The 15,394-nt window shown below is 44.9% G+C and carries 13 protein-coding genes; 4 read left to right on the plus strand and 9 right to left on the minus strand.

Features of this window, described 5'->3' with window-relative positions; translation table 11 throughout:
- Positions 1–204 precede the first annotated feature (204 nt).
- The 4 genes from galU to galE are packed head-to-tail and all read left to right on the plus strand — an operon-like array spanning position 205 to position 5,052.
- A complete protein-coding gene (gene galU / locus BK820_RS09795; RefSeq protein WP_071320800.1) occupies positions 205–1,080 on the plus strand; it encodes a UTP--glucose-1-phosphate uridylyltransferase GalU in 876 nt (291 codons plus the stop codon).
- Between the two features lie 30 nt (positions 1,081–1,110).
- On the plus strand, positions 1,111–2,367 hold the full coding sequence (locus BK820_RS09800) for a nucleotide sugar dehydrogenase (RefSeq protein WP_048882579.1): 1,257 nt from the start codon (positions 1,111–1,113) through the stop codon (positions 2,365–2,367).
- Positions 2,367–4,040 (plus strand): glucose-6-phosphate isomerase, encoded by a 1,674-nt coding sequence (pgi, locus tag BK820_RS09805; protein WP_071320801.1) that lies wholly within the window; start codon positions 2,367–2,369, stop codon positions 4,038–4,040. The genes BK820_RS09800 and pgi overlap by 1 nt, the downstream gene beginning before the upstream one ends.
- Positions 4,033–5,052 carry a UDP-glucose 4-epimerase GalE gene (galE, locus tag BK820_RS09810; RefSeq protein WP_071320802.1) on the plus strand — a complete coding sequence of 340 codons (1,020 nt, stop codon included), beginning with the start codon at positions 4,033–4,035 and terminating at the stop codon, positions 5,050–5,052. The genes pgi and galE overlap by 8 nt, the downstream gene beginning before the upstream one ends.
- Before the next feature lie 63 nt (positions 5,053–5,115).
- Here the strand turns inward: galE and BK820_RS09815 are convergent, their stop codons facing one another.
- The 9 genes from BK820_RS09815 to exaC all read right to left on the minus strand — a co-directional run bounded on the left by BK820_RS09815 (position 5,116) and on the right by exaC (position 15,151).
- Positions 5,116–6,489 carry a phosphohexomutase domain-containing protein gene (locus tag BK820_RS09815; RefSeq protein WP_071320803.1) on the minus strand — a complete coding sequence of 458 codons (1,374 nt, stop codon included), beginning with the start codon at positions 6,487–6,489 and terminating at the stop codon, positions 5,116–5,118.
- Positions 6,490–6,547: 58 nt separating this feature from the next.
- A complete protein-coding gene (gene glmS, locus BK820_RS09820) occupies positions 6,548–8,386 on the minus strand; it encodes a glutamine--fructose-6-phosphate transaminase (isomerizing) (RefSeq protein WP_071320804.1) in 1,839 nt (612 codons plus the stop codon).
- Positions 8,387–8,397: 11 nt separating this feature from the next.
- Complete coding sequence (gene glmU, locus BK820_RS09825; protein ID WP_071320805.1) at positions 8,398–9,762, minus strand: bifunctional UDP-N-acetylglucosamine diphosphorylase/glucosamine-1-phosphate N-acetyltransferase GlmU; 1,365 nt, start codon at positions 9,760–9,762, stop codon at positions 8,398–8,400.
- Positions 9,763–9,782: 20 nt separating this feature from the next.
- Positions 9,783–10,259 carry a phosphatidylglycerophosphatase A family protein gene (locus tag BK820_RS09830; protein WP_071320831.1) on the minus strand — a complete coding sequence of 159 codons (477 nt, stop codon included), beginning with the start codon at positions 10,257–10,259 and terminating at the stop codon, positions 9,783–9,785.
- Between the two features lie 22 nt (positions 10,260–10,281).
- Positions 10,282–11,199: a thiamine-phosphate kinase gene (gene thiL / locus BK820_RS09835; RefSeq protein ID WP_071320806.1), complete on the minus strand. Its 918-nt coding sequence runs from the start codon at positions 11,197–11,199 to the stop codon at positions 10,282–10,284.
- Between the two features lie 20 nt (positions 11,200–11,219).
- Positions 11,220–11,669, minus strand: coding sequence for a transcription antitermination factor NusB (gene nusB / locus BK820_RS09840; RefSeq protein ID WP_004814175.1), 450 nt, complete (start codon positions 11,667–11,669; stop codon positions 11,220–11,222).
- A 4-nt stretch (positions 11,670–11,673) separates the two neighbouring features.
- Positions 11,674–12,144: a 6,7-dimethyl-8-ribityllumazine synthase gene (ribH, locus tag BK820_RS09845; RefSeq protein WP_004895821.1), complete on the minus strand. Its 471-nt coding sequence runs from the start codon at positions 12,142–12,144 to the stop codon at positions 11,674–11,676.
- A 19-nt stretch (positions 12,145–12,163) separates the two neighbouring features.
- Positions 12,164–13,279 carry a bifunctional 3,4-dihydroxy-2-butanone-4-phosphate synthase/GTP cyclohydrolase II gene (gene ribBA / locus BK820_RS09850; protein ID WP_004895820.1) on the minus strand — a complete coding sequence of 372 codons (1,116 nt, stop codon included), beginning with the start codon at positions 13,277–13,279 and terminating at the stop codon, positions 12,164–12,166.
- A 360-nt stretch (positions 13,280–13,639) separates the two neighbouring features.
- A complete protein-coding gene (gene exaC / locus BK820_RS09855) occupies positions 13,640–15,151 on the minus strand; it encodes an acetaldehyde dehydrogenase ExaC (RefSeq protein WP_004814181.1) in 1,512 nt (503 codons plus the stop codon).
- Positions 15,152–15,394: the final 243 nt, after the last annotated feature.

Consider the following 15,394-nt stretch of genomic DNA (forward strand, 5'->3'; position numbering starts at 1 on the left):
GATTTATGAAAGAGGTCTATTTTTGATATATATGTAATTCAAATGGCTTAATTGTAATACTTTCGTTTGTTTTGTCACGCTTTTTTTAATTTGGGTTTCATTTTTATGAGATAATATTTGTCTATATAAAATCTCAAGTGACATACGATTTAAGGCTGATTAGAATCTTAAAAATTTTTTATTTAGTTAGAGTTTATAGTTAAAATGATCAAAAAAGCAATTCTTCCCGTCGCCGGTCTGGGAACACGCTTCCTTCCAGCAAGTAAGGCTATTCCAAAGGAAATGGTGACTGTCGTTGACCGCCCAGCGATTGAGTATGTGGTGAAAGAAGCGGTCGCTGCGGGAATTGAGCAGATTATTCTGGTCACCCATAGCTCCAAGGCCTCGATTGAAAACTATTTTGACCGTAATTTTGAGCTGGAAACCACCTTGGAGCAAAAAAAGAAATTTGATCTGCTTAAGGAAATCACTGAAATCCTGCCATCCCATGTCAGTGTAATCAGTGTACGTCAACCACAGCCGCTTGGTTTAGGTCATGCCGTGCTCTGTGCCAAAGCAGTAGTGGGTCAAGAAGACTTTGCTGTGCTACTTCCAGATGTATTGGTTAAACACTCAGACACAGAAAATGATTTAAGCCTGATGATTCAGCGCTTTAATGAATCACAAGCTTCGCAGATTATGGTCGAAGCTGTACCGGATCATCTGGTGGATCAGTATGGCATTGTAGATGTTGCAGAATCACCTGCTGAAGGACAAAGCATCGTGATGCAAGGCATTGTAGAAAAGCCGGCAGTGGGAACGGCGCCTTCAAATTTATCGGTAGTGGGCCGTTATATCCTGCCGGCAAAAATCATGCAGTTACTGGAACAGACCCCACGTGGTGCAGGCAATGAAATCCAGCTGACCGATGCGATTGCCATGTTACAGCAGACTGATACGGTAGAGGCCTATCGCATGAAAGGCCAAACCTTTGACTGTGGCAGCAAACTGGGCTATCTGAAAGCTGTATTGCACTATGGTGTGGATCATCCAGTACTGGGTGAGTCCTTTAACGCCCTGATTCAAGAACTGAAGCTCTAAATACAGACTTTAACAATAACAAGGATCCTTATGAACATTGCAGTATTTGGTCAGACCCTATATGCCGGTGTCATGGCAGCCTTACTGGCAGAATGTGGTCATCAGGTCTACTGGTGTGATTTGCTGAAAAAACCGTCTTCCGAGCAAGTCTATGCACAGGATGAAGCGGTACAGCAGTTACTGAACAAGCAGCATGCCAAGGGCTTTTTACAATACTGCAAGTTCGAGGCGATTCCTTTAGATATTGATGTCTATCTGTTTAGCTTAAGTCCGACTGAAGAAATTCAAGGCCTGGAAATCCTGCGTGAGCTCAAGCAGCGTCCAATTATTCATCCAAAACTGATGATCAATGCTTCCACCTTGGGTCTGCACGGTACCGAAAAATTCCAGCAAATTCTTTCAGAAGATTACTGGATCTATTTGCCAGATGTGATTCAGGAAGGTAATGCCTTACGCAGCCTGACCGAAGCCAGCCAGCTCATTGTCGGCTATAGCAATGAAACGGCGAAAACGCTTTTGAAGGAACTGCTCAGGCCGTTATTCCCGCGTGAACAGCAATACCTGTTTATGCCGGTTCTGGATGCCGAATTTACCAAACTGAGTGTGTCCGGTATGCTGGCCACGCGTATCAGCTATATTAATGATCTGGCTCTGGTGGCTGAAAAACTTGGTATTGATATTGAGCATGTACGCCAGGGACTGGCAGCAGATAGCCGGATTGGTTCATCTTATCTGTATCCGGGGGCCGGGTTTGGTGGCGAAAACTTCTCGCATGATATTCAGATCCTGGCCAGTACTGTGTCAGGCACCGGCGCGAAAAGCCAGCTAATGGCTCAGGTCTGGGAAATTAATGAGCAGCAAAAAGAACTGCTATTTCGCAAACTGTGGAATTATTACCATGGTGATCTGGCTGGCAAAACTGTAGCGATCTGGGGAGCATCCTTTAAGGAAAATACCTCGCGTATCCAGCAATCCCCGATTCATGCCATGTTGACCGCACTCTGGGCGCAAGGGGTGACCGTCAAGCTGCATGATCCTCAAGCGCTGGCGGAAATTGAAAAAGTCTACGGGCAACGCGATGATCTGGTGTATTGCACAGATCAGTACGAGGCCGTAAATGGAGCACATGCCCTATGCGTGCTCACAGCTTGGAAACAATACTGGAGTCCCAATTACCGCAGCCTGTTGAATCAAATGCAGCATCCACTGATCCTGGATGGACGGAATATTTATAATCCGGATTATATGAAAGCACAAGGCTTTGCCTATAAGGGAGTAGGACGTTAATGAGTGTAATTCAGCAACCTTATCCCCTCGAAGAGAAAGAGACTGTTTTAAGCCGATTGAATACTTTAAAACAGCAGTTTGAACATAAGCATCTGCAAGAGCTGTTTCAGCAAGACCCTCAGCGTTTTCAGCACTTCTCGGTGAACCTGGAGCCGGTAACCTTTGATTTCAGTAAACATCGAATAGATCAGGACGTGCTGCAGGCTTTGGTGCAATTGGCACAGGTACAAGATCTGAAACAATGGATCAAACGGCTGTTTTCCCAAGAACAGGTCAACTATACCGAGCAGCGTGCTGCAATGCATTGGGCCTTACGTTTGCCTGAGCAGAATGAACAGCATCCTGAACTGGCTGCCGAGGTGCATACCCAGTTACAGCGCATGTTCACTTTGGTAGAAAAAATCCATGCCGGACAGTACCGCGGTGCCACCGGTGAAGTGATTCAGGATGTGGTCAATATCGGGGTCGGTGGTTCGGATTTGGGACCACTGATGGTCAGTCAAGCCCTGTCTGATTTTAAACAGCCGACTCAGCGTCCCCTGAATGTACATTTTGTGTCGACCATGGATGGCAGTCAGCTATCCGATCTGCTGCATAAGCTGCGACCTGAAACGACACTGTTTATTATCTCCTCCAAATCTTTCGGTACCATTGATACCCTCTCTAATGCGCAAACGGTACGCCTGTGGCTGGAAAAAGCCTTGGGACAAGACCTGCGTACAATCCAGCATCATTTTATTGGGGTTTCGACCAAGCCGGAGAAAATGACCGCTTGGGGAATTGCACCGGAAAACCAGTTCCTGCTTTGGGATTGGGTTGGCGGCCGTTATTCGCTTTGGTCCTGTATTGGCTTGCCTATTGCATTGACGATCGGGGTACAGGGTTTTCAGCACTTTTTAGCGGGTGCCCATGCGGTAGATGAGCATTTCCAGACTGCACCATTTGAACAGAATATTCCGGTGCTGATGGGACTGTTAGGAGTCTGGAACAACAACTTCCTGGATATACAAACCCATGCCGTATTGCCTTATGATGGCCGGTTAAAATATTTTGCTTCTTATTTGCAACAGCTGGAAATGGAATCCAATGGTAAATCCATTCAGCGTAATAGCGAAAAAGTAGAATGGGATACCTGTCCGATTATCTGGGGAGAAGTCGGACCGAATGCCCAGCATGCCTTCTATCAGTTATTGCATCAGGGCACCCAATCGGTCAGCAGTGATTTTATTGCACCGGTCCAGCGTTATAATGCGAACCAGTTTACCTATGCCGATAATGCCGATGCGCTGATTGAACAGCATCATTTGGCCCTGTCCAACTGTCTGGCACAGTCGCGGCTACTGGCCTTTGGTAATCAGGCGCTCGATGCCAGTGAACTGGCCGACCTACCGACCTATAAGCAGTATGCAGGGAACCAGCCGAGTTCAACTATTTTAATGCAAGAGCTCAATCCTTATAGTCTGGGGATGCTGATCGCCATGTATGAACATAAGGTGTTTGTGCAGTCAGTACTGTGGAATATCAATCCTTTTGACCAGTGGGGCGTAGAAAAAGGCAAGGAAATTGCCAACCAGCTCTTGCCGATTTTAAATGGAGAAAAGGCGGATCTGGCTGGTTTAGATGCGTCAACACAAGGCTTAATTCGAATCCTGATGGGGAAACAGCGTGGCTAAAGTACTGGTAACAGGTGGTGCAGGTTATATCGGCTCACATACCTGTCTGGAATTATTAAATGCCGGACATGAAGTCGTGGTATTAGATAATCTTTCTAATAGTTCTAAAGAATCTCTGAATCGTGTGCAGGCTTTGGCTTCAAAATCTTTGGATTTTATTCAAGGTGATATTCTAGATCAGAATATTTTGAATCAGATTTTTAGTACTTATCAAATTGATGCCGTGATCCATTTTGCAGGTTTAAAAGCCGTAGGGGAAAGCCAGCAAGTTCCACTAAAATACTTTGAAAATAATATTTCTGGTTCAATCAGTTTAGTTCAAGCAATGGAGCGAGCAGGGGTATTCTGTCTAGTATTTAGCTCTTCAGCAACAGTGTATGGTGAGTCTAACCCCTCACCTTATCATGAGGAGATGCCACTCGGTATGCCAACAAATAACTATGGTTATACCAAAATGGTAGTTGAACAGTTACTAGAAAAAACAGCACAGGCTAACCTTACATGGTCGATTGCTTTACTCCGTTACTTTAACCCGGTAGGGGCGCATAAAAGTGGTCAAATAGGGGAAGATCCGCAAGGGATTCCAAATAACCTGATGCCGTATGTGACCCAAGTGGCGGTAGGACGTCGTGAAAAACTCTCAATTTTTGGTGATGATTACCCAACTGAAGATGGGACATGTGAACGTGACTTTATTCACGTTGTTGATCTGGCTAAAGCCCATGTACTCGCGATTCAGAACCGTTTGAAACAAACTGGTTGTCGTGCCTGGAATATTGGTACAGGAAAGCCGATTTCAGTCCTTGCGATCAAAAATACTTTTGAACGGGTGAATGGAATAAAAATTCCATTTGAGTTTGCACCACGTCGTGCAGGTGATCTGGCTAGCTTCTACGCAGATAGCTGTCGTGCGAAAGAAGAGTTGGGATGGAAGGCAGCCTATAGTCTTGAGGATATGTTGATAGATAGCTGGAACTGGCAGAAGCAGAATCCACAAGGCTATCGCCATTAATTTTTTCAGATAAGTATCAAGCATAAAAAAGAGCCATTTTGATCTGGCTCTTTTTTTCTGACTTCAGCTGCCTTGAATCAGCTGGGTCAGCTCATCCACATAGTCTTGCATCGGTTTTGGATTTTGGTCTGTACGTGTTTCAATGTTCAGGCGCAATAGTGGCTCTGTATTGGATGCACGTACATTCATACGCCATGCGCCGAAGTCCAAGCTGACTCCATCTGTTTTATCAATAGCAGGATTTTGGTCTGCAAAGTAGTCAAAGATTTTCTGGATAGTAGTTTGAGTATCGGCTACCTTGAAGTTGATTTCACCTGAACATGGGAACTTGGTAATCATTTCTTCTACGAGAGAAGATAAGGATTTTCCTGTTTCAGATAGTACAGCCATAGCCAGCAACCATGGAATCATACCGCTATCACAGTAAGCAAAATCACGGAAATAGTGATGGGCACTCATTTCACCGCCATATACAGCATTGTGCTCACGCATTTTTTCTTTAATGAAGGAGTGACCAGACTTGGACTGGATCGCTTCACCTTTAAACTGCTCAACAATATCAAAAGTGTTCCAGACCAAACGCGGGTCATGCACAATTTTTTCACCCGCCTGTTTCAGCAGGAAAGCTTGTGCCAGCAAACCGACAATATAATAGCCCTCAATGAACTGGCCTTTTTCATCGAACAGGAAACAGCGGTCAAAGTCGCCATCCCAGGCAATCCCCATATCCGCACCATGCTCAATCACGGCGTCACGAGTACTGTCGCGATTTTCGATTAAAATTGGGTTGGGAATTCCATTCGGGAAGTTGCCATCGGCTTCATGGTGAATTTTGATGAATTCGACGGGAACATTGAGTTCTTTAAATTTTACTTCGATCGCATCAATGACATGACCTGCTGCGCCATTACCGGCATTCACTACCAGTTTCATAGGATGGATTTTTGCAGGGTCAATATAGGTCATTAGATGATCGACAAATTCAGGTAGGATATTATATTTTTTGCTTGTGCCTTTTTCTGCAACCTTATTAAAAGTACCTGTTTCAGCCAGCGCTTGAATTTCTTTTAAACCTGTATCGGCACTGATCGGGCGAGCATTTTCACGCACCAGTTTCATGCCGTTATAATCCATCGGGTTATGGCTGGCAGTGACTTCAATACCACCTTGCACATCTAAATGGAAGGCACCAAAATAAACTTCTTCAGTCCCGGTCATGCCTAAATCGAGAACATTCACACCCGCATCATTTAAACCGCGGATAGCGGCCTGTTTTAAATCTTCACTGCTAAGGCGAACATCACAACCGACCACAATGGTTTTCGGCTGGTAAATTTGTCCATAGGCGCGACCAATTTTATAGGCAATCTCTTCATTAAGTTCGCTGCCTAATTTGCCACGAATATCATAAGCTTTAAAGCAAGTGAGTTTTGTCATAGGTATATCCATTCATATCAAGCAATGAAAAGGCTGGTCGAGCCAGCCTTTTTAGTTTTTATTCAACGGTAACTGATTTTGCAAGATTACGGGGTTGATCCACGTCGGTACCACGAAGTACAGCCACATGATAAGACAATAACTGTACCGGAATGCTATACACAATTGGTGCCAAGATTGGATCAACGCTTGGTACAAAGACCACATGCTGACGGTCTTTGGCTTTAATACCACTGTTTTCATCAGCAAAGACGAACAGCTCACCACCACGCGCCTGCACTTCTTCCATATTGGATTTGAGTTTATCCAGCATGTCATCCTGTGGCGCCAGAATCACCACGGGCATGTCGTTGTCGACCAAGGCTAATGGACCATGCTTCAGTTCACCTGCCGCATAACCTTCAGCATGAATATAGGAAATTTCCTTCAGCTTCAAGGCACCTTCTAGCGCAATCGGAAAATGTGTACCGCGGCCCAGGAACAGACAGTGCTGCTTTTCTACAAACAGTTCAGAAAGGCGTAAAATTTCATCGTTATGATGCAAGGTATCCAGAATCACTTTTGGCATATGCCATAAGTCGGTGCTAATAGCTGTGACCTGTTCTGCTGAAATTGTATTTTTGACTGTACCCAGTTTCAGTACCAACAGCATCAGTGCAGCTAGCTGTGTGGTAAAGGCTTTAGTCGATGCAACACCAATCTCAGGGCCTGCCAAAGTCAGCAGGTTGTGATTGGTTTCACGTACCATCGAGGAGGTCGCCACATTACAGATCGTCATGGTGGTGATGTCTAGTCCTTTGGCAGCCGCACGTTTCTGTGTATCACGTAATGCAGCCAAGGTATCGGCAGTTTCACCAGATTGGGAAATACACACATACAGCGTGTGATTTACAATCACTGGCGTACGGTAACGGAATTCGCTGGCAATCTCGATCTGGCAAGGCAGATCAATCAGCTGTTCAAACCAGTATTTGGCAATCATGCCGGCATGATAGCTGGTACCGCAGGCAATTATTTGAATTTGCTGAATCTTGGCAAAATCCTCAACGGCATTCGCAAGAAAATCTTCGCGCAGATCATTACCATTCAAGGCTTGGGAAATCGTCTGTTTGATCGCTTCAGGCTGCTCATAAATTTCTTTGAGCATGTAATGCTTGTATTCACCTTTAGAAGCATTGCTGACCGCAGCATCCAGTTCTTTGACCGGACGATCGACCAGTTGACCATCGACAAAGACTTCAATGGTGGTGCGGGTCAAACGGGCAATATCACCTTCTTCCAGGTAGATAAAACGGTTGGTAATCGGTAGTAGCGCCAGTTGGTCAGAACTGATAAAGTTTTCACCAATGCCGACACCAATCACCAGTGGAGAGCCTTCACGTACGGTAATCAGTTCATCAGGGTGGTCAGTATGTACGATACCCAGTGCATAAGCACCTTTTAGTTGCGGAACCACTTGGCGTACAGCTTCTAACAGGCTCGGGGTGGATTTCAGCGCATCATTGATCAGATGGGCAACGACTTCAGTATCGGTCTGTGAGGTAAACACATAGCCCAAAGCTTCAAGATCATCTTTAAGCTCTTGATAGTTTTCGATAATTCCGTTATGAACTACTGCCACATTGTCAGAAATATGCGGATGGGCATTTTCTTCAGTTGGTTTGCCATGGGTTGCCCAGCGTGTATGTGCAATACCGAGGGAACCACTAATCTGTGATTCATTCACCGCCTGTTCAAGGTTAGAAACCTTGCCGACACGGCGTTCACGCAGAACCTGATGATTGTTAATCAGGGCTAAACCTGCTGAATCATAGCCACGGTATTCCAGGCGTTTTAAGCCTTCAATCAAAATATTGGTAATGCTGCGTTCCGCAATGCCACCGACGATACCACACATATTTGTTCCCCTTATTTCTTGATTTTTTGCGGACGTGGATAGTTTTCTTTGGCAAATTGCTTAGAGCGCTCTACTGCCAAACTGTTGTCTTCCACATCACGGGTAATCGTCGAGCCTGCACCGACTGTAGCACCGTTACCAATTCTCACAGGTGCCACCAATGAACTGTTCGAGCCAATAAAGGCTTGATCACCAATAATTGTTTTAAATTTGTTGGCACCATCATAATTACAGGTAATGGTCCCTGCACCGATGTTTGAGCCTGCACCCACTTCAGCATCACCCAGGTAGGTAAAGTGGTTGGCTTTAGAGCCTAGACCAATCGTGGTATTTTTAACTTCAACAAAGTTACCAATGTGAACTTCATTGGCAAGTTTTGCCCCTGGACGTAAACGTGCAAATGGGCCAATTTGGGTATCTTCACCAACGATGGCGCTATCGAAAATGCTATATGGCTGAATCTTGGTGCCAGCTGCAATCTTTGTATTCTTGATAATACAGCCGGCGCCAATTTCAACGTTGTCGCCCAGCTCGCAATCACCTTCGATAATCACATTGATATCAATGCGGACATCCTGGCCGACAGTTAAATTGCCACGCAGGTCAAAGCGGCTTGGATCAATCAGATGTAGACCTTGCTGCATGAGCTGTTGGGCTTGATAAGACTGGAACTGACGCTCTAAAGCAGCGAGCTGCACACGGTTATTTACCCCTTCAACTTCAAAAGCCTGCTCAGGTTCTACCGATGCAACTTGTATACCATCTGCGAGGGCCATAGCCACAATATCGGTCAGGTAATATTCACCTTGCGCATTGTCATTGCTTAAACGTGGTAGCCATTGATGCAGTTTGGCATTGCTGACGGCATAAATACCGGTATTGATTTCCTTGATTTGACGTTGTTCGTCAGAGGCATCCTTGTGCTCAACAATGGCCTGAATCTGACCCTGTTCACGTACGATACGGCCATAACCGTTGGCATCTGGCAGGGTTAATGTCACCAGACCAATGCCGGTTTCTGCGGTGGCATCGAGTAATTTTTGCAAGGTCACAGGATTAATGCACGGCACATCACCAGAAAGAATCAGGGATACGCCGTCTTGAGGCAGGACAGGCAAGGTCATTTGCACTGCATGGCCGGTACCCAGCTGTTCGGCCTGTTCTACCCATTTAATCTCTTGCTCTGCAAAAGCAGCCTGAACCCGGTCACCACCGTGACCATAAATCGTAATAATATTATCTGCGTTTAATTTTTTTGCCGTTTCAATGACATGACCCAGTAAAGGACGTCCTGCAAGGGGTTGTAATACTTTCGGTAAGCTGGAACGCATACGAGTTCCTTTACCTGCAGCAAGAATAATAACAGTCGTTGACATGTTCTAATCCTAAATATGGCTTATGCCACAGTGAAGTAAAAATAAAGCAAAATACAAAGGGCCGCCCACAGGCCAGCAATAATGTCATCCAGCATGATGCCGAAACCGCCGTCAATTTGACGGTCAATGACACGAATCGGCCATGGTTTCCAGACATCGAATAAACGGAACAGAGCAAAACCGACCAATGCCCACGTCCAGCTCATTTCATTCAGATAGAGCAAAGGCAAAAAGGTAATGGATTGACCTGCAAATTCATCCCACACAATGCGACCATCATCGTGAACGCCCATAAGGTCTGCTGTTCTACCGCAGATCCAAATGCCAACCAATGACATAATAATGATGGCTAATATGGTGTTTGAAAATCCAATTGCAAGCCAAATTGGCACAAACAAAAGCGCAAATGCAGAGCCAAAAGTTCCGGGAGCTTTAGGGGCTAGACCAGAACCAAACCCAACACCACAAAATACGATGCAACGCTCAGGCCATGACATCGCTGAAAAATTAATTTTAGGTTTATGCAAAGTGCTGATATCCCTTTAAGTCCAGCGAAATGGACTGGTCATTTTGATGGAACGATAAGCCTTTTGATTGTGTGATCGTACCAATTTTAGTTATAGCGACATCCAGATTTTGCTGTCGCAGTTGCTCATAATGTTCAGGACTGATTGTAAAACATAATTCATAATCGTCGCCACCCGCCAATGCATACTGCCATTTTTGTTCATCATTTAAGGCGTGCAGGGCAGTACTTAGTGGTAAGTTTTCAAGTTGCAGCTTTGCGCCGACATTTGATGCTTTAAGGATGTGTCCCAAATCTTGTGCAAGACCATCTGAGACATCAATCATGCTATTGGCCAGGCCTTTAAGCGCAGCACCTAAAGCACAACGTGGCGTTGGATAATCCAGACGTTTTTGTAGATCATGACCTAAATGCTTTAAGCCAAATGCCGCATCGCCAACCGTACCTGAAACACAAATCAGATCACCGATTTGGGCACCTGAACGTGGTACAGCAAGGCCTGTATCGACCCAGCCCAGTGCTGTGACAGATAGAGTCAGATGTGGACTTTGCGTGGTATCACCACCAATTAAACGTACACCAAATTGATCGCAGCAGTCGTATAGCCCTTGGCTAAAGCCTTTGAGCCAAGCATGATCAATTTGGGGTAAGCTCAATGCCAATAAAATACTATGCGGTGTGGCGCCCATCGCGGCAATATCAGATAAATTGACTGCAACAGATTTCCAGCCAATGGCATGTGGGTTTGTATCTAAAGGAAAATGTCGACCCGCAACTAAGGTGTCGGCACAAATCACCAATTGCTGGTGAGGAGGGGGGGTGAGCAAGGCTGAGTCGTCACCGACCCCTAAATCGACAGAATCTTGATTCTTACGATTGAAATAGGTGTCGATAATCGAAAACTCAGCCATACAACAAATCTACTTAAAACTTAGTTTGCTTGTTGTTTTTCTGCTGCACGTAAAGTTGTCGCTAAACGATCTAATACACCATTGATGTATTTATGGCTGTCTGCACCGCCAAAATGTTTAGCTAACTCAATTGCTTCGTCTAAAACGACACGATATGGAATCTCAAGATGTTCTTTGAGCTCATACGCACCTAAACGAAGTGTTGCGAGTTCTACACCGTCAAGTGCAGAAAGTTCGCGATCCAGCACAGGGATAAGCAAAGCATCCAATGCTTCATGATTGGCAACCACTTGAGTCAACAATTCATGATAATAGCCAAGATCCACTTTGTGCATGGCATTGTCCACACGTGTACGTGCTTCAATCTCATGCACAGGGTTGTGGCTCATTTGCCATTCATAAATTCCTTGTACGGCAAAACGACGTGCTTTACGTTTTGCAGCATAAGTTGCTTGAAGTGTTTGCGACATAGCCTTAAATAGCCTTTAACAAGTTAACCATTTCAATCGCAGTCAAGGCAGCTTCACTACCTTTATTGCCTGCTTTTGTTCCAGAGCGTTCAATCGCTTGTTCAATACTATCCGTAGTGAGTACGCCATTAATGACAGGAAGACCAGCGTCCAGACCAACTACGCCTAAACCTTTGGCACATTCACCTGCCACGAAATCGAAGTGCGGTGTGCTACCACGAATCACAGCGCCCAAGGCAATGATGGCATCGAAATTACCAGTCGCTGCTAATTTTTTTGCAACGATTGGAAGTTCCCAGGCACCAGGTGCATGAACGACCGTGATATTATCCTCTGATACACCATGGCGTTTCAATGTATCAACGGCACCTTCTAACAGATGTTCAACAACAAAGCTATTAAAACGACCAACTAAAATCGCATAACGGTCTTCGTTCGCGAGATGTAACATACCTTCAATACGGCGAACAGCCATAATAACCTCGATTCTTATCTTAAGATGTGTGTTGTGCGGTGATGTATTCCACCACTTCTAAATTAAAACCTGACAATGCATTAAAGCGTAATGGTGAACTCAGCAGCTTCATTTTTTCTACGCCTAGATCACGCAAAATTTGTGCACCGACACCAATAGTTTGATACTGTTGTGACAGTGCAGCATTGGATTTCACATTTTTGGGTGCTTTTAAAGTATCGAGCGCAGGACCTAGATCTTGTAAATGACGTTGGCCAATCCATACCAGGACACCACGATCACTGCTTGCAATTTCTTTAAGTGCCTTGTCTAAATTCCAAGCCGGTTCGCCGTCCTGTTTATTCAATTTTAATAGGTCCCGTGTCGGGTTAAAGCCGTGGACACGTACAGTCGTTACGCCCTCTTTAGGCTCGCCTTTGACTAGTGCCACATGAATATCCGGGTTACCTAATTCACGGTAACGATACAGGTCAAAGGTACCGTATTCGGTATCAATTGTTTGTTGATCTAAACGTTCAACCGTCTGCTCATTAGTCATACGGTAATGAATCAGGTCAGCAATCGTACCAATTTTCAAGCCATGCTTTTCGGCAAAGACTTCAAGGTCTGGACGACGCGCCATTGTGCCATCTTCATTGATGATTTCACAAATGACTGATGCTGGCTCTAAACCTGCAAGACGCGATAAGTCACAGCCTGCTTCGGTATGACCTGCACGGTGCAGGACACCACCTGGCTGTGCCATCAATGGGAAGATATGACCAGGCTGTACGATGTCCGTAGGTTTAGCATGAGCCGCCACAGCGGTTTGAATGGTATGCGCACGCTCTGCAGGTGAAATACCGGTAGAAATACCTTCAGCTGCTTCAATCGATAACGTGAAGTTGGTCCCGTGTTGAGCACCATTAGCATCTACCATCAATGGAAGATTCAACTGTTGGCAACGTTCTTTACTTAAAGTCAGACACACTAAACCACGAGCATGGGTGATCATAAAGTTGATGTCTTCAGGACGCACGTGCGTGGCAGCAATGACTAAATCGCCTTCATTTTCACGATCTTCATCATCCATCAGGATGACCATTTTTCCTGCACGGATATCTGCTACAAGCTCTTCAACTGTATTGAGCGGCATCAACCTTCACCTTCTTTTTTGATCTTGTTCAGACCGAATCATGACATTATTGGTTGCATAGTCTAACGCTTTTTGAGCAATTTTGCCTATGCTTATTGGTTTCCCTAAACTGACCTTTGTTATACACAGTCTTTTTCAGCAAAGAAAGCCGACTTTATATGGAAGTTTTTAATTTTTGTATTTTTTTTATCCAATTGAAAATATTAAAAAAATCAATGCTTATCATAGAAGGATATATATACTTGTTTTGGATAGTTTTATGATTTTATTGGGATAGAGGGACAGTTATTTTTCTATTTGCGCTAAAATTACCAAGCCAATAAAAAAGCGAACTGAAGTTCGCTTTTGCTTAGACAGGAATTAGAAGAAACCTGCTGGTTTGGTCGAGTAGCTGACGAGCAAGTTTTTGGTTTGTTGATAATGATCAAGCATCATTTTGTGGTTCTCGCGTCCAATCCCTGATTTTTTATAACCACCAAATGCCGCATGCGCAGGGTAAATGTGATAACAGTTGGTCCAGACGCGACCTGCCTGAATCGCACGGCCGGCACGATAAGAGGTATGGGCTGAACGCGACCAGACACCAGCACCTAAGCCATAAATGGTGTCATTGGCAATTTTAATGGCATCATCAAAGTCTTTAAAGGTGGTGACCGCAAGCACCGGTCCAAAAATTTCTTCCTGAAAGGTTTTCATGTCATTGGTGCCTTTAAAAATGGTCGGTTCAATATAGAAGCCTTGACCTACTTCATGGCGTGCTTCACCACCTGTTAACACTTGTGCACCTTCTTCACGACCTGTGGCGATACAACCCAAAATCTTATCCTGCTGTTCTTGCGATGCCTGTGCGCCAATCATGGTGTCGGTATCCAGCGGATGACCGGTTTTAATGCGCTTGACACGCTCAACTGCACGTTCCAGGAATTTGTCGGCAATACTTTCCTGTACCAGTGCACGTGAAGGGCAGGTACAGATTTCTCCTTGGTTGAGGGCAAACATGGTAAAGCCTTCCAAGGCTTTATCTAGGTATTCATCCTCTTGATCCATCACATCTGCAAAGAACAGGTTTGGTGATTTACCGCCCAGTTCCAAGGTCACAGGAATAATATTTTCAGTCGCATATTGCATAATCAATTGGCCGACTGCGGTTGAACCGGTAAAGGCAATTTTTGCGATACGAGGGTTGGTTGCCAGTGGGCGACCGACCTCAACGCCATAGCCATTAACAATATTCAGTACACCGGGTGGTAAAAGATCCTGAATCAGTTCAACCAGCACTAAAATACTGACAGGGGTTTGTTCTGCTGGTTTCAGCACAATGCAGTTACCGGCAGCTAAAGCCGGAGCCAGTTTCCATGCTGCCATGAGAATTGGGAAGTTCCAGGGAATGATTTGACCGACAACGCCGAGGGGTTCATGGAAATGATAGGCGATGGTGTCTTCATCAATTTCTGAAATGCCGCCTTCTTGCGCGCGAATACAACCAGCAAAATAACGGAAGTGGTCGATACATAATGGAATATCCGCATTTAGGGTTTCACGAATCGGTTTACCGTTGTCCCAGGTCTCTGCCACCGCGAGCAATTCCAGGTTTTCCTCTAGACGATCGGCAATCTTGAGCAGGATATTTGAACGTGTGGTCGGTGATGAGCTATTCCACTGGGCTTTGGCGGCATGGGCGGCATCGAGTGCGAGTTCAATATCTTCTACACTGGAGCGTGGTGCTCTGGTAAAAACTTTGCCATCGACTGGGGAAATATTATCAAAGTATTCACCTTTGACCGGCGGCACCCATTTACCGCCAATAAAGTTTTCGTATTGTGCTTTAAATTGAATTTTTGAACCGTCAGTATTTGGATCTGCATAGCGCATATTTTTGTCCTTTCATTGATTGTTATAGCTGTGAGAGAAATAAAGCTGAGAGACGAAGACTCATCTTGGAATGAATAGTTATAGCTAATATAAAGAGCAAATCTGACGCTATGTCGAGGGTTTACAAGCGTGCTACAAAAGGTAACAAAGCGGGGGTAAGAAGATTTCCTTATTTTTAATAAAAATCAAATTATTAGCTTGGATGGATTAAATTTTTAAGGTGTTAAAACATGATATTTCGCA

The organism is Acinetobacter sp. LCT-H3 (assembly GCF_001866125.1).
GTDB classification, from domain to species: Bacteria; Pseudomonadota; Gammaproteobacteria; order Pseudomonadales; family Moraxellaceae; genus Acinetobacter; species Acinetobacter schindleri.

Coding starts and splice junctions, on each gene's coding strand:
- galU (WP_071320800.1), top strand. CDS start 205: ATGATCAAAAAAGCAATTCTTCCCGTCGCCGGTCTGGGAACACGCTTC.
- BK820_RS09800 (WP_048882579.1), top strand. CDS start 1,111: ATGAACATTGCAGTATTTGGTCAGACCCTATATGCCGGTGTCATGGCA.
- pgi (WP_071320801.1), top strand. CDS start 2,367: ATGAGTGTAATTCAGCAACCTTATCCCCTCGAAGAGAAAGAGACTGTT.
- BK820_RS09815 (WP_071320803.1), bottom strand. CDS start 6,489: ATGACAAAACTCACTTGCTTTAAAGCTTATGATATTCGTGGCAAATTA.
- glmS (WP_071320804.1), bottom strand. CDS start 8,386: ATGTGTGGTATCGTCGGTGGCATTGCGGAACGCAGCATTACCAATATT.
- glmU (WP_071320805.1), bottom strand. CDS start 9,762: ATGTCAACGACTGTTATTATTCTTGCTGCAGGTAAAGGAACTCGTATG.
- BK820_RS09830 (WP_071320831.1), bottom strand. CDS start 10,259: ATGTCATGGCCTGAGCGTTGCATCGTATTTTGTGGTGTTGGGTTTGGT.
- thiL (WP_071320806.1), bottom strand. CDS start 11,199: ATGGCTGAGTTTTCGATTATCGACACCTATTTCAATCGTAAGAATCAA.
- nusB (WP_004814175.1), bottom strand. CDS start 11,669: ATGTCGCAAACACTTCAAGCAACTTATGCTGCAAAACGTAAAGCACGT.
- ribH (WP_004895821.1), bottom strand. CDS start 12,144: ATGGCTGTTCGCCGTATTGAAGGTATGTTACATCTCGCGAACGAAGAC.
- ribBA (WP_004895820.1), bottom strand. CDS start 13,279: ATGCCGCTCAATACAGTTGAAGAGCTTGTAGCAGATATCCGTGCAGGA.
- exaC (WP_004814181.1), bottom strand. CDS start 15,151: ATGCGCTATGCAGATCCAAATACTGACGGTTCAAAAATTCAATTTAAA.